The sequence below is a fragment of the Paraburkholderia aromaticivorans genome (assembly GCF_012689525.1).
GTDB classification, from domain to species: Bacteria; Pseudomonadota; Gammaproteobacteria; order Burkholderiales; family Burkholderiaceae; genus Paraburkholderia; species Paraburkholderia aromaticivorans_A.
This window is the reverse complement of the sequence record NZ_CP051516.1, coordinates 3,835,727-3,854,311: the sequence shown is the minus strand read 5'-3', so window position 1 is coordinate 3,854,311 and position 18,585 is coordinate 3,835,727. Positions and strand designations below refer to the sequence as shown.

Annotated in this window: 17 protein-coding genes and 1 tRNA gene; 10 read left to right on the top strand and 8 right to left on the bottom strand. The window is 62.7% G+C overall.

What is annotated here, in order from left to right; all coding sequences use genetic code 11:
* Positions 1–154: 154 nt before the first annotated feature.
* Positions 155–1,303 carry a galactonate dehydratase gene (gene dgoD / locus HF916_RS45545; RefSeq protein WP_168795144.1) on the bottom strand — a complete coding sequence of 383 codons (1,149 nt, stop codon included), beginning with the start codon at positions 1,301–1,303 and terminating at the stop codon, positions 155–157.
* A 234-nt stretch (positions 1,304–1,537) separates the two neighbouring features.
* On the opposite strand from dgoD, the gene HF916_RS45540 reads away from it, so the two are divergent.
* Positions 1,538–2,215, top strand: a complete 678-nt coding sequence (locus tag HF916_RS45540) for a FadR/GntR family transcriptional regulator (RefSeq protein WP_168795861.1) — start codon at positions 1,538–1,540, stop codon at positions 2,213–2,215.
* A gap of 56 nt (positions 2,216–2,271) precedes the next feature.
* Here the strand turns inward: HF916_RS45540 and HF916_RS45535 are convergent, their stop codons facing one another.
* The gene (locus HF916_RS45535; RefSeq protein WP_168795143.1) at positions 2,272–3,810 is read right to left on the bottom strand and encodes a DHA2 family efflux MFS transporter permease subunit; all 1,539 of its coding nucleotides are present in this window, start codon (positions 3,808–3,810) and stop codon (positions 2,272–2,274) included.
* A 136-nt stretch (positions 3,811–3,946) separates the two neighbouring features.
* Here HF916_RS45535 and HF916_RS45530 point away from each other — a divergent pair, with 136 nt between their 5' ends.
* A complete protein-coding gene (locus HF916_RS45530; protein WP_168795142.1) occupies positions 3,947–4,390 on the top strand; it encodes a MarR family winged helix-turn-helix transcriptional regulator in 444 nt (147 codons plus the stop codon).
* A gap of 146 nt (positions 4,391–4,536) precedes the next feature.
* Here the strand turns inward: HF916_RS45530 and HF916_RS45525 are convergent, their stop codons facing one another.
* The 5 genes from HF916_RS45525 to HF916_RS45505 form a co-directional block, all read right to left on the bottom strand.
* Positions 4,537–4,887, bottom strand: a complete 351-nt coding sequence (locus HF916_RS45525; RefSeq protein ID WP_168795141.1) for a hypothetical protein — start codon at positions 4,885–4,887, stop codon at positions 4,537–4,539.
* A 94-nt stretch (positions 4,888–4,981) separates the two neighbouring features.
* Positions 4,982–5,058 (bottom strand) — tRNA-Met (locus tag HF916_RS45520).
* A gap of 86 nt (positions 5,059–5,144) precedes the next feature.
* Entirely contained in the window at positions 5,145–6,803 is a 1,659-nt protein-coding gene (locus HF916_RS45515) for an MFS transporter (protein ID WP_168795140.1), read from the bottom strand.
* A 217-nt stretch (positions 6,804–7,020) separates the two neighbouring features.
* A complete protein-coding gene (locus tag HF916_RS45510) occupies positions 7,021–8,568 on the bottom strand; it encodes a sensor histidine kinase (RefSeq protein ID WP_168795139.1) in 1,548 nt (515 codons plus the stop codon).
* Between the two features lie 9 nt (positions 8,569–8,577).
* Entirely contained in the window at positions 8,578–9,354 is a 777-nt protein-coding gene (locus tag HF916_RS45505) for a response regulator transcription factor (RefSeq protein ID WP_168795138.1), read from the bottom strand.
* 231 nt (positions 9,355–9,585) lie between these two features.
* On the opposite strand from HF916_RS45505, the gene recA reads away from it, so the two are divergent.
* From recA to HF916_RS45465, 8 genes are all read left to right on the top strand, one after another.
* Positions 9,586–10,662, top strand: a complete 1,077-nt coding sequence (recA, locus tag HF916_RS45500; RefSeq protein ID WP_168795137.1) for a recombinase RecA — start codon at positions 9,586–9,588, stop codon at positions 10,660–10,662.
* Between the two features lie 7 nt (positions 10,663–10,669).
* Entirely contained in the window at positions 10,670–11,368 is a 699-nt protein-coding gene (recX, locus tag HF916_RS45495; RefSeq protein ID WP_168795136.1) for a recombination regulator RecX, read from the top strand.
* A 149-nt stretch (positions 11,369–11,517) separates the two neighbouring features.
* Positions 11,518–12,258 carry a DUF2889 domain-containing protein gene (locus tag HF916_RS45490; RefSeq protein WP_168795135.1) on the top strand — a complete coding sequence of 247 codons (741 nt, stop codon included), beginning with the start codon at positions 11,518–11,520 and terminating at the stop codon, positions 12,256–12,258.
* Entirely contained in the window at positions 12,255–13,424 is a 1,170-nt protein-coding gene (sucC, locus tag HF916_RS45485) for an ADP-forming succinate--CoA ligase subunit beta (protein ID WP_168795134.1), read from the top strand. The genes HF916_RS45490 and sucC overlap by 4 nt, the downstream gene beginning before the upstream one ends.
* A 126-nt stretch (positions 13,425–13,550) precedes the next feature.
* Positions 13,551–14,432 carry a succinate--CoA ligase subunit alpha gene (gene sucD, locus HF916_RS45480; protein WP_168795133.1) on the top strand — a complete coding sequence of 294 codons (882 nt, stop codon included), beginning with the start codon at positions 13,551–13,553 and terminating at the stop codon, positions 14,430–14,432.
* A gap of 143 nt (positions 14,433–14,575) precedes the next feature.
* A complete protein-coding gene (locus HF916_RS45475) occupies positions 14,576–15,280 on the top strand; it encodes a TerC family protein (protein ID WP_168795132.1) in 705 nt (234 codons plus the stop codon).
* A gap of 144 nt (positions 15,281–15,424) precedes the next feature.
* A complete protein-coding gene (locus HF916_RS45470) occupies positions 15,425–16,048 on the top strand; it encodes a pilin (protein ID WP_168795131.1) in 624 nt (207 codons plus the stop codon).
* A 159-nt stretch (positions 16,049–16,207) separates the two neighbouring features.
* A complete protein-coding gene (locus tag HF916_RS45465; RefSeq protein ID WP_168795130.1) occupies positions 16,208–17,992 on the top strand; it encodes a PglL family O-oligosaccharyltransferase in 1,785 nt (594 codons plus the stop codon).
* 66 nt (positions 17,993–18,058) lie between these two features.
* On the opposite strand, the gene moaC is transcribed toward HF916_RS45465, so the two are convergent.
* The gene (gene moaC, locus HF916_RS45460) at positions 18,059–18,535 is read right to left on the bottom strand and encodes a cyclic pyranopterin monophosphate synthase MoaC (protein ID WP_168795129.1); all 477 of its coding nucleotides are present in this window, start codon (positions 18,533–18,535) and stop codon (positions 18,059–18,061) included.
* Positions 18,536–18,585: the final 50 nt, after the last annotated feature.

Below are 18,585 nucleotides of genomic sequence, written 5' to 3'. Positions count from 1 at the left end.
GCGCGGAAAACGCCTGTTCAAGCCGGTTCGGTCCGGGATGTTACGTTACTGCGACGGCCCACGCGTCACGTCACCGTAACGCGCGGGCCGCATCGCGAAGCGGCCGTCGACGCAAAACAGGAACGCCGCCCACGGGCGGCGTTCCTTCACGCAATTACCATTCGGCGACGCTGCCATCCTCGTGGCGCCACACCGGATTACGCCAGCGATGGCCGACCTTGGCCATCTCCCGCACTTTCTCCTCGTTGACCTCGATGCCGAGGCCCGGGCCTTGCGGAATCGACACGAAGCCGTCTTCGTATTTGAAGACTTCGGGGTTTCTGATGTAGTCGAGCAGGTCGTTGCCCTGGTTGTAGTGGATGCCGAGGCTCTGTTCCTGGATGAACGCGTTGTAGCTCACCGCGTCGATCTGCAGACAGGTCGCCAAAGCGATCGGCCCAAGCGGGCAATGCAGCGCGAGCGCGACGTCGTAGGCTTCCGCCATCGACGCGATCTTGCGGCACTCGGTAATGCCGCCCGCGTGCGATGCATCCGGCTGAATGATGTCGACGTAGCCGCCCGACAAGATGTGCTTGAAGTCCCAGCGCGAATACAGACGCTCGCCCAACGCGATCGGCGTGTTGGTCTGATTGACGATATCGCGCAACGCTTCCGCGTTCTCCGACAGCACCGGCTCTTCGATGAAGAGCAACTTGTACGGGTCGAGTTCTTTCGCCAGCACCTTGGCCATCGGCTTGTGCACGCGGCCGTGGAAATCCACGCCGATGCCGATGTTCGGTCCGACGGCCTCGCGCACGGCCGCGACGTTGTTGATGACGCCTTGCACCTTGTCGAAGGTGTCGATGATCTGCAACTCTTCCGAGCCGTTCATCTTCACGGCCTTGAAGCCGCGCTCCACCACGTCGCGCGCGTTATTGGCCACGTCGCTCGGACGGTCGCCGCCGATCCACGAATACACCTTGATCTTGTCGCGCACCTGGCCGCCGAGCAGCGCATGAATCGGCACGCCATGATGCTTGCCCTTGATGTCCCACAGCGCCTGGTCGACGCCGGCGATCGCGCTCATGGTGATCGGGCCGCCGCGATAAAAGCCCGAGCGGTACATGACCTGCCAGTGGTCTTCGATCAGAAGCGGGTCTTTGCCGATCAGATAGTCGGACAGTTCTTCCACGGCGGCCGCCACCGTGTGCGCGCGGCCTTCGACCACCGGCTCGCCCCAGCCGACGATGCCTTCGTTGGTTTCGATTTTCAGGAAGCACCAGCGCGGCGGAACGATGAAGGTTTCGAGCTTGGTGATTTTCATGGTGTGCGTCTCCTTGCGGCTTGGGTGCCTGCGAACTATTTCGAGGATTCACATGCTACAACAAAAGCGCGTTTAAGTACTATTAATAGTACTATTGGCCAGATAGTGGCAAGACCCGCGGCTCGGCATGGCGTTGTCGAAGCAGTGATCTCACGGTTGAGATGCCGGATAATCGCGCTCGTTCCGGCCTCGGTTCCCATATCAATAGCGCCGCAAGGCCGCTAGGAGAAAGCTATTCAGCACGATCTGCATGGGCGTGTCGCCCATCGGCTGGCGACCGCGATTCTGCGCGGCGACTACGCGCCTGATTCGATCCTGCCGCGCGAAGCGGAGTTGATGGAGACGTTCGGCGTGAGCCGCACGGTGTTGCGCGAGGCGTTGCGCACGTTGACTTCGAAAGGCTTGATCGAATCGCGTCCGCGCGTGGGCACGCGCGTGCGGCCGAAACGCGCGTGGAATCTGCTCGATGTCGACGTGCTCGACTGGTACTCGCGGGTCGCCGAGCCGATGGCTTTCGCGCTCAAGCTGCAGGAAATGCGCGAGATGATCGAGCCGTATGCCGCGAGTCTGGCGGCGGCGTCACATACGGACGACACCTTCTACGCGCTCGCCGCGTCCCATGCGGCGATGGTGGCGGCGCGCAATGTCGATGAATGGGTGCGTGCCGATCTGCAGTTTCATTTGAGCGTGCTGACCGCGTGCAGCAACGAATTGCTGATTCCGCTCGGCACGCTGATCGAGCGCACGCTCGAAGCGCAACTGCGCTTGAATGCGAAACGCGCGGACGTGTTCAATGCGTCGCTGGCCGAGCATACGGTGGTGTTCGAAGCGATTCGCGATCGCGACGCTGCGGCGGCGCGCACGGCGATGGCGGGGCTGTTGGGTGTGACGCGCGGGCGGATCGAAGGCTAGGGCGAGCGTCGCGTGCAGTCCACTGCGACGGCGACGATCCGGTTCAGCGCCGCGTCTCAATCCATCGCGGCATGCGCCACCGACGCATCCGCCGCCTTGTGTGCAGGGCGGATCAACAGCAGAAGTGGAATGACGAGCAGCGTCGCCATGAACATCAGCTTGAAGTCGTTCAGATAGGCGATCATCGACGCCTGCTGGGTGATCGACGCGTTCAGTGCGGCCATGTCGTAATTCGAGCCGTTATTGAGCATCGGCTGGACGGCGGGATTGAAGGGCGTGATATTTGCCACGAGGTCCGCATGCGAGACCTGCGTGTTGCGCGTCATCAGCGTTTGCACGATCGAAATGCCGATACTGCTGCCGATATTGCGCATCAGACTGTACGTCGCAGTGCCGTCCGCGCGCAGTTCCGGCGTGAGCGTCGAGAAGGTCAGCGCGCTCAGCGGCACGAACACGAGCCCGAGTCCGAAGCCCTGAATCACCCCAGGCCAGACGATGTCCGACGCCGACAGCACGATCGTGTACTGCATCATCTGCCAGAGCGCGAACGCCGAGATCAGGAAGCCCGTGAGGAGCAGAAGCCGTGCGTCGATCCGCTTCAGCAGGCGCCCGGCGAACAGCATGGCGACCATCGTGCCCGCACCGCTCGGCGCAGTGACGAGGCCGGTGGTCGCCACCGGATAGTTCATCAGGTTCTGCAGCATGGGCGGCAGCAACGCGCGCGTCGCGTACATCACCGCGCCGATCACGAAGATGAAAAACGTCCCCGTGGCAAAGTTCGGGTCCTTCAGCAACTCGTATTTGAAGAACGATTTCTTGCCGACCGTGGCCGTGTGCACGAGGAAAAACGAAAAACTGATGGCCGCGAGCAGCGCCTCGATGACGATTTCGTTCGAGCCGAACCAGTCGAGTTGCTCGCCGCGATCAAGCATGGCCTGCAAAGCGCCGATGGCGAGACCCAGCGTGGCGAAGCCGAACGCGTCGAACTTCGCGTCGTGTTTCGGCTCGCGCGAAGGCAGGAAGGTCGCCACGCCGAACAGCGCGAACGCGCCGATCGGCACGTTGATGAAAAACACCCAGCGCCAGTTGTAGCTGTCGGTGAGCCAGCCGCCGAGTGTCGGCCCGAGAATCGGTCCAACCATCACGCCCATGCCCCACACGGCCATGGCCTGCCCCTGCTTTTCGCGCGGGTTGATGTCGAGCAGGATGGACTGCGACAGCGGCACCAGCGACGCACCGAAAATCCCTTGCAGCAAACGCGAGGCGACGATCTGCGTGAGCGTCTCCGACAAACCGCACAGCGCCGAGGAAACCGTGAAGCCGCCGATCGCGAAGATCAGCAGGCGCTTGACGCTCAGCCGGTCGGACAGCCAGCCCGTGAGCGGCGTGGCGATCGCGGCGGCGACGATGTACGAGGTCAGCACCCACGTGATCTCATCCTGCGACGCGGACAGCGTGCCCTGCATATGCGGCAGCGCCACGTTGGCGATCGTGCTGTCGAGCGTTTGCATCAACGTCGCCAGCATGATCGAGACGGTGATCATTGGGCGGTTGAGCGGCGCGGCGGCGCTGGCCGCCGGGGTGTCGGAAGACATGAATGAGCGGGGTCGTCGATATAGTAAGCATGCTTAGTATATCGGTTGCGTGCGTAGCTGCCATCGGGAATTATGCGGAGCCTGAATTGCACCCGTTTCAACCCTGAAAAACGAAGGCCTTTCGTATAATCCACGCATGAAAACCCAACTCGATGAGCGCTTCGGCTTTCTGATTTCCGACGTCGGCCGCCTGACAGGCAAGCGTTTCGACGACCTCGCGAAGTCGTCGGTCGACTTGACGCGCGCGCAGTGCCGCGTGCTGGCCTATCTTGCACATTACGGCGACACCAATCAGGCGCGGCTCGCGGACCTGCTCGAGGTCGCGCCGATTTCGGCGGGCCGCTTGCTCGATCGGATGGAAGAGGGGGGCTGGATCGAGCGGACGGCCAATCCGCAGGACCGCCGCGAGCGCCAGGTGCACATGACGCCGAAGGCCGAGCGCACGCTCGGCAAGGCGCGCAAGGTCGGCGACGAAGTCGCGCTCGAAGCGCTGAACGGCTTCACCGATGAGGATGCGAAGCAGTTGATCGCGTTGTTGCAGCGGGTGCGCGGTAATCTGAGCCGGTTGGTGGATCGGTGATAGGCGGCACGCGATTGGGCTGAGTGACGTGGTTACAGCGCATGCGCCGGCCTCGAGCCGTGAAGCAGCTGGGCTGGTAGCTTTACAGTCTGAAGGTCGGCGCAGTGCGTTCGGTTGACGGCGCGCTCCGGCACGCCGTGCGCCGGCTACTTCGACTCGGGCGTCCCCGACGCTCCCGACGGCGGCACCAGCTCGAAACATGCCGGCGGGGCCACCGATGTTCTCGTTTTCGCGTCGATCTGCTGCGGGTCGATACATTTGAACGCGCTCTGATCGCGCTGGACGAAAATCGTGTCGGCCGGGCCCGCGCTGCTATGGGCGCCATTCACGACAGCGACGATCTTGTAGCCGTCCTGCAGCAGCGTGGACAGCGTGGTTGCGCTGCTGCGCCACTGACTGTCGGGCGGTGTCTGAGCCTGAGCGGCGAATGCGGCAGTGCCGCTGAGAAACGCGATGGATGCGGTAGCCACGGCAAGCGCGGCGGTGCGGAACGTCATCAAGAAACCTCCTTGAAGTTGCTGTAGTTGCAATTCGGAAAGCCAAAACAAAAAAGCCGCTGAACCTTGCGGATCAGCGGCTTTTCCTTGCAACTGGTGGCGAATCAGGGACTCGAACCCCGGACCTGCGGATTATGATTCCGTCGCTCTAACCAACTGAGCTAATTCGCCGAAAGAAGCGAGATTATGCGGATGGCGCCGGAGGCTGTCAACCCCCGGCGCACAACTTTTTCAAGTTGTCCCGGCCATCAGACGTTTCAGTCCTGTGCGTAGATGTCCGAGTCCTTGGTTTCCCGGACAAACAGCATGCCGATCACGAAGGTGACGAGCGCGATCACGATCGGATACCACAGCCCCGAAAAGATATTGCCCTTCGCCGCCACGATCGCGAAGGCGGTGGCCGGCAGGAAGCCGCCGAACCAGCCATTGCCGATGTGATACGGCAGCGACATCGACGTGTAACGGATGCGCGTCGGGAACATCTCCACCAGCATCGCCGCGATCGGGCCGTAGACCATCGTCACGTAGATCATCATGATCGTCAGGATCACCACGGTCATCGGCCAGTTGATCTGCGTTGGATCGGCCTTCGGCGCATAACCGGCGGTCTTCAGCGTCGTCGCGAGGGTCTTGTCGAACGTCTTGCCTTGATCCTTGGCGTCCGCAGCCTTGCCGTCATACGTGTTGACCACCGTATCGCCGACCTTGATCTCCGCCAGCGTGCCCGCCGGCGCGGCGACGTTCTCGTAGTTCAAGCCAGCCTTCGAGAGCGCGCTCTTGGCGATGTCGCAGGAAGTCGTGAACTTCGAAGTGCCGACCGGGTTGAACTGGAACGAGCACTCGTCCGGATTCGCGATCACGACGATCGGCGCCTTCGCGGTCGCTGTTTCCAGCGCCGGGTTGGTGTAGTGCGCCAGCGCCTTGAACAGCGGGAAGTACGTACACGCGGCGATCAGCAGGCCGGCCATGATGATCGGCTTGCGGCCGATGCGATCCGACAGCGAGCCGAAGAACAGGAAGAACGGCGTGCCGATCAGAAGCGCGATCGCGATCATGATGTTGGCGCTGCTGCCATCCACCTTCAGCGTCTGGGTCAGGAAGAACAGCGTGTAGAACTGGCCCGTGTACCAGACCACGGCCTGGCCGGCGGTGAGGCCGATCAGCGCGAGAATCACGATCTTCAGGTTCTTCCACTGGCCGAAGGCTTCGGTCAACGGCGCCTTGGAGGTCTTGCCTTCGGCCTTGATGCGCTCGAACACCGGCGATTCGTGCAGTTGCAGACGAATCCACACCGACACGGCCAGCAAAAGGATCGAGACGATGAACGGAATGCGCCAGCCCCAGGCGCCGAATGCATCCTCACCCATTGCCGTGCGCACGCCGAGAATCACCAGCAGCGACAGGAACAGGCCGAGCGTGGCGGTCGTCTGGATCCAGGCCGTGTAGAAGCCGCGGCGTCCCGGCGGCGCATGTTCGGCCACGTAGGTGGCGGCGCCGCCGTACTCGCCGCCGAGCGCGAGGCCTTGCAGCATCCGCATCGCGATAAAGATCACTGGCGAAGCAAAGCCGATCGACGCGTACCCCGGCAGGAAGCCGACGAGGAACGTCGACAGGCCCATGATCACGATCGTCACGAGGAACGTGTGTTTGCGCCCGACCATATCGCCCAGCCGCCCGAACACGATCGCGCCGAATGGCCGGACCGCGAAGCCGGCCGCGAAGCTGAGCAGCGTGAAGATGAAGGCGGCTGTCGGATTGACGCCGGAGAAGAAGCTCTTGCTGATGAAGGCCGCCAGCGAGCCGGCCAGATAGAAGTCGTACCACTCGAAAACCGTACCCAGCGACGATGCGAAGATCACCCGCTTCTCTTCGCGCGTCATCGGCACGTGCGAGATTTGCCCGCCAACGGTAGCCATATGTCGTCTCCAATATTGATATGCACGCGGTCCGCCGGTAACGGCGTTCCCGTGGAACCGATTATTGGAGTGGAAACTTACGGCGTACTGACGTGGCGGGGTGAAATTACAGCTTGGCGCGTGTTGTGGGTTTTCGCCCAACACGCGCCTATTTGGCGTCAAGCCCGCCTAATTTGCTCTCAAATTATCTCAATATCGTTCCGGTAAATTAGCGCGTTTAAGCCGCGTTAGGGTAAGTCCCGGCCCGTTCGTGCACATGCAAGCTGACGCGTACGAGCGTGCCGGCAAGCCGCGGCGAGGTTTGGTAGACGTTGTCGTCGATCGTCAGCTCGCCGCCGTGCATGGTCGTGATCTCGCGGACGATCGCGAGTCCAAGGCCGCTGCCGTCGCCTTCGCGGCCGAGAATCCGGTAGAAGCGCTCGATCACCCGCGAACGCTCGGCGACCGGAATGCCGAGCCCGGTATCCTCGACTTCCAGATGCACGAGCCGCGCCGGCGCATCATGCCGCACCCTGACGGTGATGCGCCCGCCCGGCGGCGTATAGCGGATGGCGTTGTCGATCAGATTCGACAGCATTTCGCGCAACATGACCGGATTGCCGTCCACTTCGACGGGTTCTTCAGGCGCTTCGTAGCCCAGATCCATCTGTTTGGCGAACGCCGCCTGAACCCAGTCGCGCACCGCGTTGCGCGCGACCTCCGTCACCTCGACCGGCGTGAAAATCTGACCCGACATGCGGTTCTCCGCGCGCGCCAGCGCCAGCAGTTGCGTGACGAGCCGCGCGGCATGCTCCGAGCTGGTGGCGATCTGCTCGAGCGAGCGATGCACTTCCTCGGAGGCGTCCTGACGCAGCGCGAGTTCGGCCTGCGTGCGCAGGCCGGCAAGCGGCGTTTTCATCTGATGCGCGGCGTCGGCGATAAAGCGCTTTTGCAGCTCCATGTTCTGTTCGAGACGCGTCAGCAGATCGTTGAACGAGGTCACGAGCGGCTCGATTTCCGGCGGCGCGCGGCGCGCCTCGAGCGGCGACAGGTCATCCGGGCGGCGCGCGCGGATATGCGCTTGCAGCGCGTGCAGCGGCGCGAGGCCGCGCGAGAGCCCGAACCACACCAGCAGGATCGCGAGCGGCAGGATCACGAACTGCGGCAGGATCACGCCTTTGATGATGTCGTTGGCGAGCTGGCTGCGTTTGTCGAGCGTTTCGGCGACCTGCACCAGCACGGGTTGCGCGCCGGGCGTCTGCGGAAATTCGACAGTCGTGTAGGCGACGCGGATATCGTTGCCGCGCAGCACGTCGTCACGAAATTCGACGAGACCCGGCTGCGGGCGGTCTTCCTCGTGCGGCAGCGGCATGTCGCGTTCGCCGCCCACCAGTTCGCCGCGCGTGCCGAGCACCTGGTAGAACACGCTGTCGACGTTGTCCGCACGCAGAAAGTCGCGCGTGGAGTCGGGCAGCGTCAGTTCCGCCACGCCATTCGCCGGATGAATCTGGCGGGCGAGCACGTAGGCGTCGGTTTCCAGTGCGCGGTCGAACGGACTATTCGCGATCGACTTGGCGACCAGATAGGTGACCGCGAGACTCATCGGCCAAAGCAGCAGCAGCGGCGCCAGCATCCAGTCGAGAATCTCGCCGAACAGCGAGCGCGGGCGTGCCTCCGCGGCGGCTTCGGTTTCGTCGGGCGGGGCGAACGGGTTGGCGTAGCGCTCGTCGCGCGCCTCGTCGAGGTCCGCCGCGTGCGCCGTAGCGCGGTCTGCGCGCACGGACATGGGCGTCCTCTATTTGTAGTGATGGCTCGCCGGCATCGCGCCGGACGGCGGCGAGGCGGGCGTTTCGGGCTCGGCGGGCGGGGGCGTCGTCATGGCGTTCGCGTTCGCGCTAGTCGGCGACGCCGCTTTCTCGAGGCAGTAGCCGAGACCGCGCACGGTGATGATGCGCACGCCGCTCGGTTCGATTTTCTTGCGCAGGCGATGCACGTAGACCTCGATCGCGTTGTTGCTGACTTCCTCGCCCCATTCGCACAGGTGATCGACGAGCTGTTCCTTCGAAACAAGCCGGCCGATCCGTTGCAGCAGCACTTCGAGCAAACCCAGCTCGCGCGCGGACAGGTCGATCACCTGCTCGTTGACATAGGCGATCCGGCCGACCTGGTCGAACGACAGCGAGCCGTGCCGCACCACCGTCGGGCCGCCGCCGGCGCCGCGCCGGGTCAAGGCGCGCACGCGTGCTTCGAGTTCGTTCAGCGCGAAGGGTTTGGCCATGTAGTCGTCGGCGCCGAGGTCGAGACCCTTGACGCGCTCGTCGACGCTATCCGCGGCGGTCAGGATCAGCACCGGCAGGTTGGAATTGCGTGCGCGCAGGCGGCGCAGCACCTCGAGGCCGGACATGCGCGGCAGGCCCAGATCGAGAATCAGCAGGTCGAAAGATTGCATCGACAGCGCGGTATCAGCCTCGACGCCGCTCTTCACGTGATCGACGGCATAGGCCGATTGGCGGAGTGATCGAACCAGACCGTCCGCGAGTATGCTGTCGTCTTCGGCAATCAGAATTCGCATGGTGCGCCAGCCTGCCTTGCCGGCACCGCGGGGTGTCCCCCGGCGCACAGCGGTCTCCGAAAATTATTGTGGGTAGTTGGGCAGCGCGACGGTAAAAATGCGCGTTCGCATGAGAATCGTGCTTGCCAAAACTACTGTTTTTTTATACAGTGTCTGGGTTTCGTGTGCTGTCCTTCCAACGTGGGCTGCACATCTGCCTCAGACGCCGTTCATCATAGCAAAGGACGATTCATGGAAGAAAGCAAGAAAGGCTCGGCTGGACTGACGGCTGAAAAGAGCAAGGCACTCGCTGCCGCGCTCGCGCAGATCGAAAAGCAGTTCGGCAAAGGGTCGGTCATGCGACTCGGCGCAGGTGAGGCGGTCGAAGATATCCAGGTGGTCTCAACCGGATCGCTCGGCCTCGACATCGCGCTGGGCGTCGGCGGTTTGCCGCGCGGCCGTGTGGTCGAAATTTATGGCCCGGAGTCGTCCGGTAAAACCACGCTGACGTTGCAGGTCGTCGCCGAAATGCAGAAGCTCGGTGGCACGGCGGCGTTTATCGACGCGGAACACGCGCTGGACATCCAGTACGCGCGCAAGCTCGGCGTGAACGTGAACGAGTTGCTGGTTTCGCAGCCGGATACCGGTGAACAGGCGCTCGAAATCGCTGATGCACTGGTGCGTTCGGGCTCGATCGACATGATCGTGATCGACTCGGTCGCGGCACTCGTGCCGAAGGCTGAAATCGAAGGCGAAATGGGCGACTCGCTGCCGGGTCTGCAAGCGCGTCTGATGTCGCAAGCGCTGCGTAAGCTCACCGGCACGATCAAGCGCACGAACTGCCTCGTGATCTTCATCAACCAGATCCGCATGAAGATCGGCGTGATGTTCGGCAACCCGGAAACCACCACGGGTGGTAACGCGCTGAAGTTCTACGCGTCGGTGCGTCTGGACATTCGCCGTATCGGTTCGATCAAGAAGAACGACGAAGTGATCGGCAACGAAACGCGCGTGAAGGTGGTGAAGAACAAGGTTGCGCCTCCGTTCCGCGAAGCGATTTTCGACATTCTGTACGGCGAAGGAATTTCGCGTCAGGGCGAAGTCATCGACCTGGGCGTGCAGGCCAAGATCGTCGACAAAGCCGGTGCGTGGTACAGCTACAACGGCGAACGTATCGGTCAGGGCAAGGACAACGCGCGTGAATTCCTGCGCGAAAATCCGGATATCGCTCGCGAGATCGAAAACCGTATCCGTGAATCGCTGGGCGTGAATGCCATGGCCGAAGCCACGACCGGCGCAAGCGCTGAAGTCGCGGGCGAAGAAGAGTAACCATCACGTGATACGCAAGGGCCGGCCGTTGTCCGATTCCGGACGCCACGCGGGCGGCCCGCGTGATGAAGACGACGAGTCGTTCGAATCGTTCGACGCACACGACCGCGCTGCGGGCCGCAATCCGCAGCGCGCGCAGTTTGAAAGCTCCCCGCCCGTAGACTCGGATCCTTCCGAAACCACCTACACCCGCTCGCGTCGCGTTCCTGGTGAAGCGAAACCCGGACAAGACGAAGCCAAAAAATCCCTGCGTCCGGCGCGGTCGCTGAAGGGGCGCGCACTCGGCTATTTGTCCCGCCGCGAATACAGCCGCACCGAACTCGCGCGCAAGCTGAAGCCGTTCGTCGAGGAAACCGATTCGCTCGACATCGTGCTCGACTCGCTCGAAGCCGAAAACTGGCTGTCCGATTCGCGCTTCGCCGAAAGCCTGATTCACCGCCGCTCGTCGCGATTGGGCGCGAGCCGGATCGTCGGCGAATTGAAGCAGCATTCGGTCGACCAGACGCTCGTCGAAGAGGCTAGCGCGCAATTGCGCGAAACCGAACTCGCCCGTGCGTATACCGTCTGGCAAAAGAAGTTCGGCCAGCTTCCCGAAACGCCCGCCGAACGGGCGAAGCAGCAGCGCTTTCTGGCCTCGCGCGGATTTTCGGGCGCCACGATCGGCAAAATCCTCAAGGGATTGGACGAGGAGTGGAGCGGCGAGTAGCCGCACCGTCCGTCGTTCGCATACAAACCCTCTGGGACAGTGCGTTCCGCTCTCAGCCACGCACGGCGCGGCCGTGCGCAATCGGACCTGTCCCAAATACCCAGTATGCTAAAATTCATGGGTTTTCCAATCCGGCCTTTCCTTCCCGCATGCCGCTCTCCCAGCCCGTGTCCCGTCAGTTGCGCCATCGTCGCGCAATCAGAGCGGAAGCCTATGAGCGAGCCGATGGCCTGTGGGATGTGGAAGCGTGCTTGACTGACGAAAAACCGCGCGACGTGGTGCTTGCGTCGGGCGTCCGGCCCAATGGTCAGCCGATCCATGAACTCTGGCTTCGCATCACCATCGATCGCAAGCTCAATGTCGTCGACGCCGAGGCGTCGTCCGACTGGGTGCCCTATCCTGGTTTGTGCCAAGCCAGCAATCCCGCCTACCGTGCCCTCATCGGGCTCAATCTCCGTCAAAACTTCCGTCGTGAGTCTGCCCGTTTGCTGGGCGGCACGGCGGGTTGCACGCATCTCACCGAGCTGTGCGCGATCCTGCCGACCGCCGCCATTCAGGCATTCGCCGGCGAAGTGTGGAACACCGGTGACGGCGCGTCGGGCGCGAACGCAGGTTCAGGAGACGGATCGTCTAACAGCACAAGCGAGCATTCCAACGATAAACCGCCATTCCAGCTGGGACGCTGCCACGCGCTGCGTTTCGACGGCGAGGCGGTGCAGCAGTTTTATCCGCGCTGGTATGGCCGCGCTCCGTATACAGCGGATCGCGCGGCATCGTCAGGCGACGGGGCAGTCCGCCAGACAGGCGAGGGCGGCAACGCGTCCGGCATGAACGACGGCAGCGGAAACGAAGTTCAATCCAACTCTCAGACTGAAGGGAATCACGCATGAAGATTCACGAGTACCAGGGTAAGGAAATCCTGCGGAAATTCGGCGTCGCGGTACCGCGCGGCAAGCCGGTCTTCTCGGTGGATGATGCGGTCAAGGCCGCGGAAGAGCTCGGCGGCCCGGTATGGGTCGTGAAGGCTCAGATCCACGCGGGTGGCCGTGGCAAGGGCGGCGGCGTGAAGGTCGCCAAGTCGCTGGATCAGGTTCGCGAGTACTCGGAACAGATCCTCGGCATGCAGCTCGTCACGCACCAGACCGGCCCGGAAGGCCAGAAGGTGAATCGTCTGCTGATCGAAGAAGGCGCTGACATCAAGAAGGAACTGTATGTCGGCCTCGTGATCGATCGCGTGTCGCAGAAGATCGTCGTGATGGCATCGAGCGAAGGCGGCATGGACGTCGAAGAAGTCGCGGAAAAGACGCCTGAGCTGATCCACAAGATCGCTGTCGATCCGGCAACCGGTCTGAAAGACGCCGAAGCCGACGAACTGGCCACGAAGATCGGCGTGCCCGCCGCTTCGCTGCCGCAAGCGCGCGCGATCCTCCAAGGTCTGTACAAGGCATTCTGGGAAACCGACGCATCGCTGGCCGAAATCAACCCGCTGATCCTGACCGGCGACGGCAAGGTCATCGCGCTGGACGCCAAGTTCAACTTCGATTCGAACGCACTGTTCCGTCACCCGGAAATCGTCGCGTATCGTGATATCGACGAGGAAGATCCGGCTGAAGTCGAAGCCTCGAAGTTCGACCTCGCGTACATCTCGCTCGACGGCAACATCGGCTGCCTCGTGAACGGCGCAGGCCTTGCCATGGCAACGATGGACACCATCAAGCTGTTCGGCGGCGAACCGGCGAACTTCCTGGACGTGGGCGGTGGCGCCACGACCGAGAAGGTCACGGAAGCGTTCAAGATCATGCTGAAGAACCCGAACCTGACCGCGATTCTGGTCAACATTTTCGGCGGCATCATGCGCTGCGACGTGATCGCGGAAGGCGTGATCGCGGCGTCGAAGGCCGTCTCGCTGAAGGTGCCGCTCGTGGTCCGCATGAAGGGCACGAACGAAGACCTCGGCAAGAAGATGCTCGCTGAATCCGGTCTGCCGATCATCGCGGCGGACAGCATGGAAGAAGCGGCTCAGAAGGTCGTCGCGGCTGCTTCGGGCAAGGCGTAAGCCTCCCCTTAGCCGCTTTTTCCAGGATTAACCAGAATTACGAATGGCGGCGTGCAAGCGACGCGGGCGAGGAGCATTCCGCCTCGCGGCGCCACCGCATGACGCCAAACGAACAGAGGTCAATACATGTCGATTCTGATTAACAAAGACACCAAGGTCATCACGCAGGGCATCACCGGCAAGACCGGTCAGTTCCACACGCGTGCTTGCCGTGAATATGCAAACGGCCGCGAAGCGTACGTTGCGGGCGTGAACCCGAAGCGTGCTGGCGAAGATTTCGAAGGCATTCCTATCTACGCTAGCGTCGCTGAAGCCAAGGCTGAAACGGGCGCGACCGTGTCGGTGATTTACGTTCCGCCGGCAGGCGCTGCTGCTGCGATCTGGGAAGCGGTCGAAGCCGATCTGGATCTGGCGATCTGTATCACGGAAGGCATTCCCGTCCGCGACATGATCGAGCTGAAGGCTCGTATGCGTGCCGAAAACCGCAAGACGCTCCTGCTCGGACCGAACTGCCCGGGTACGATCACGCCGGACGAACTGAAGATCGGCATCATGCCGGGTCACATCCACCGCAAGGGCCGCATCGGCGTCGTGTCGCGTTCGGGCACGCTGACGTACGAAGCAGTCGGCCAATTGACGGCGATCGGCCTTGGCCAGTCGTCGGCAGTCGGTATCGGCGGCGATCCGATCAACGGTCTGAAGCACATCGACGTGATGCAGATGTTCAACGACGATCCGGAAACGGACGCCGTCATCATGATCGGCGAGATCGGTGGTCCGGACGAAGCGAACGCTGCTGAGTGGATCAAGGACAACATGAAGAAGCCGGTGGTCGGCTTCATCGCTGGCGTCACGGCGCCTCCGGGCAAGCGCATGGGCCACGCCGGCGCGCTGATCTCGGGCGGTGCGGATACGGCTGAAGCGAAGCTGGAAATCATGGACGCATGTGGCATCAAGGTCACGAAGAACCCGTCGGAAATGGCGCGTCTTCTGAAGGCGATGCTGTAAATCAAAATTCGCGCGCAGTCACGGCGCGTTTTTTGATACGCTTACGAAGCCCTTTCGTCAGCGTGCGGTCTAAAAGCGGGGGAGTGTAGACTCCCCCGCTTTTTTATTGGCCGCGCACCGGATTTCTTCTTATTCTTTCAATCATGCTCGAGTTCTTCGCCACGCTCCACTGGGGCGCTGTCATTCAGATCATCGTCATCGACATTCTGCTGGGTGGCGATAATGCCGTTGTGATCGCGCTGGCCTGCCGCAATTTGCCGCCGTCCCAACGCGCGAAAGGCGTGCTGTGGGGTACGGCGGGCGCCATCGTGTTGCGCGTGGCGTTGATCGCGTTCGCGGTCGCGCTGCTCGATGTGCCGTTGCTGAAGTTCGCGGGCGGCCTGTTGCTGCTGTGGATCGGCGTGCGTCTGATGGCGCCGGCGCACGACCCGCATGAGAACGTCAAGCCGGCCGACAAGCTGATGTCGGCGATCAAGACCATCATCGTCGCGGACGCGGTGATGAGCCTCGACAACGTGATCGCGATCGCGGGCGCGGCTGAGGCCGCCGATCCCGAACACCGTCTGGCGCTGGTGATCTTCGGTCTGGTGGTGAGCATTCCTTTGATTGTGTGGGGCAGCCAGCTGGTTCTCAAGCTGCTCGACCGTTTCCCGATTGTCATCACGCTCGGCGCCGCGTTGCTGGGATGGATCGCGGGCGGACTGATCATCAACGATCCGGCCGGCGACCGTTGGCCGATCCTCGACTCGCCTTGGGCCGAATACGGCATGAGCATCGCGGGGGCGTTGTTCGTCGTGGTCCTCGGATATCTGCTCAAGCGCCGCAATGCTCATCGCGCGGCGGCTTGAGACGCGCTCCCGCGTCGACGTGAGTCGAACCACGCTGCAACGTTAGCCGTTTGGCTGACTGTTTGACACGAACGTCGCTGGCTACGATGGAAACGCCTGTTCCCGACCCGTGGAGCAGGCGTTTTTTGTTTCAGGAGCCTGCCGATGATCGTCACTTTGCCTTATTCCCCTTACTCCCAATCCTCGCTGGCCACGCGCTCAAGATTTTGCCGAGCGGGCTGGTCCGCGCGGCTCGCGCATGCCTGCCGACGCCTCGGCTTCGGTTTCACGCTGATCGAACTGATGATCGTGCTGGCGATCGTCGGCGTGATCGCCGCCTATGCGATTCCCGCGTATCAGGATTATCTGGCTCGCAGCCGTGTCGGCGAAGGGCTGTCGCTGGCGGCGTCCGCGCGGCTGGCGGTGGCTGATAACGCCGCGAGTGGTAACGCGTTCAGTGGCGGTTATGCGTCGCCGCCGGCCACCCGCAACGTCGAGTCCGTACGGGTCGACGACGACACCGGCCAGATCACCGTCGCCTTCTCCACGCGCGTCGCGCCCGCGGGTTCGAACACGCTCACGCTCGTGCCGTCCGTTCCCGACAATGTGGATGCGCCGACTGCGCGCATCCCGTTGAGCAAGGGCGGAGTGCAGGCGGGCGCGCTGGCGTGGGAATGTTTCGCGGGCGGCAAAGCGGTGTCCTCGCTGCCGGCGCCGGGCGCAGGGCCGGCACCCGCCGATGCGCCGACGTTGCCGTCGAATCTCGCCCCACCGGAGTGCCGTTCATGAACGAGTGCGACATGAGCGCGCGATAACCGCACGAGTGAGGCGGCGTCGCAGCCGTCCGCACGTAAAAGGCTGATTTTCGGGATATTTCAGCCGGGCCGGCGCACAGCAGGAGAATTTTTTTGTATAGTGCGCCGGTTGCTGACGCCCACCGGTTCCTCGATGCCCACCCCTTTCGCGCGCTATCTGTCTTTCATTTTGTTGGCTCTCGCGTTGGTGCTGCCTTATGCAGTTGTCAACCATACGTATCCGATTCCGACCTTTTACGCTGAATTCACCGCACTCGCCCTGTATCTGCTGACCGGCGCGGGTGTTGTGCTGCTGGTGGCGAGCGCCAAGCCGCGTGTGACGTTCGCGTCGCCGGTGGTCGCGCTGGTGCCGTTGCTGTTCGGGCTGCTGCTGGTGGCGCAATCGGTGGTGTTGCCGGTCTCGCAGCCGTCGATGAACTGGCTCGGCGGCGGCTATCTGCTGGCGGCCTTCATGGCGACGCACGCCGGCTATGGCTTCACGCGTGCCAAACTCAACGAGACCGCGTTGCGCTGGGCGGCAGGGGCGTTGATCGTCGGCGGACTGTTTGCGGTGTTTTGCCAGATCATCCAGTTGTTTCACCTCGAAGTGCGCGTGTCGCCGCTCGTGGTCGCCTATAACGTGACCGTCGAGCGCCGTCCGTTCGGCAACATGGCTCAGGCCAACCACCTCGCCACCTACATCGCGTTTGCGATGGCGGGTGCGCTGTTCCTCGTGCAAACGCGGCGGATCGCCGTGAGCATCTGGTTCCTCGTATCGACGATTTTCGCGGTGGGCCTCGCGCTGACCGTGTCGCGCGGTCCGTGGCTGCAGATGGGCGTGATCGTGGTGGCGGGTTTCTGGATGGCGTTCGCGCAGACTCGCGACCAGTCGCAGGTACGCCGCGGCAACCGCGAGTGGATCATTCCAATTGTTCTCGCCGTGCTGTTTTTCGTGATCAACGCGCTGATCCGCTGGGCCAACGTTCACTATCATCTTGAGCTCGGACAGTCCGCGGCGGAGCGCTTCAAGGACGCCGGCCAGATCGCGCCGCGCCTCGCGCTGTGGAAGTACGGCTGGACGATGTTCAAGACGCATCCGTTGCTGGGCGTCGGTTGGGGCGAATTTCCGAGCTACCAGTACGAGTTTGCAAAGTCGCTCGGCGGCGTCGAGATCGCCAACAATTCGCACGACATCTTCATCGACCTGCTCGCGAAGACCGGCTTGATCGGCCTCGCGATCGTGCTGTTCGGTCTGATTACGTGGCTCGTGCGCGTGGTGCGCGCACCGCAAAGCTCGGCGCGCGTATTCGGCATTGCGCTGATCGGTGTGCTCGTCATGCACGCGCTGGTCGAATATCCGCAGCAGTACATGTTCTTCCTGCTGCCGGCGATGTTCGTGTTCGGCCTGCTGGAAACGCGGCCGCTGCGCATCGTGCCCGCACGCCTGTCGTTCGGCGCGTTTGCCGTGGTGGTGTTCGGCGGGCTGGCCGCGCTGTATCCGGTGTATCGCGACTACGCGCGCGCCGAGGTGCTGTACTACGGCCAGCGTCCCGCCGAGCAGTATCGCGCGGATCCGTCGTTCCTGTTTCAGGCGTGGGGCGAATATGGTCTGGCGACGCTTTTGCCGATGAATTCGACGGACCTGCAACACAAGCTCGCCATGCACAAACAGGCGATGGCGCTGCTGCCGGGCGAAACCGTGTTGCGTCGCTATGCGGTGTTGCAGGCGTTGAGTGGCGATCAGGCTGCGGCGTTCGACACCGTCGAGCGTCTGAAGATCTTCGCGATGGAACTGAAGGACTGGCCGTCGCAACTGAGCTATGTGTACCAGCTTTGCGACGAGCAGAAAACGCTGACCGGTTTCAAGGCGGAACTGGTCAAGCGCTACGGCATGCCGTCGAGCGACGTCAATGAGGACGACGATAGCGACGAGGATTGAGCCGCCGCGTTCGCTTCAAGGGTTCAAGGCTTTAAAGGTGGGACGGGTGGATGACGCAGGCAGTCGTCAACTCGCCACCCAATCCCCCGACTTCCCGCCGTGTTTCTCCAGCACACGCACATCGGTGATCGTCATCCCGCGATCCACCGCCTTGCACATGTCGTACACCGTCAGCAGCCCGACCTGCACGGCGGTCAGCGCCTCCATTTCCACGCCCGTTCGACCCAGCGTTTCAACCTGAACCGTGCAATGCACGCCGGGCAGCGTGTCATCGAGCTCGAAATCCACCTTGACGCGCGTGAGCGCGAGCGGATGACAGAGCGGAATCAGGTCGGCGGTGCGCTTCGAGCCTTGAATCGCGGCAATCCGCGCGATACCGATCACGTCGCCCTTCTTGGCATTGCCGTCACGAATCAGCGCGAACGTCTCCGGCAGCATGCGAATCGAGCCGCGCGCAACCGCGATGCGCTTGGTCTCCTGCTTGCCGCCGACGTCCACCATATGCGCCTGGCCGGCGGCGTCGAAATGAGTGAGTTCAGGCATGGTTGGGCTCCTTCAGAGGGCGCCTATCATAGCAGCGCGGCATAGCCGGA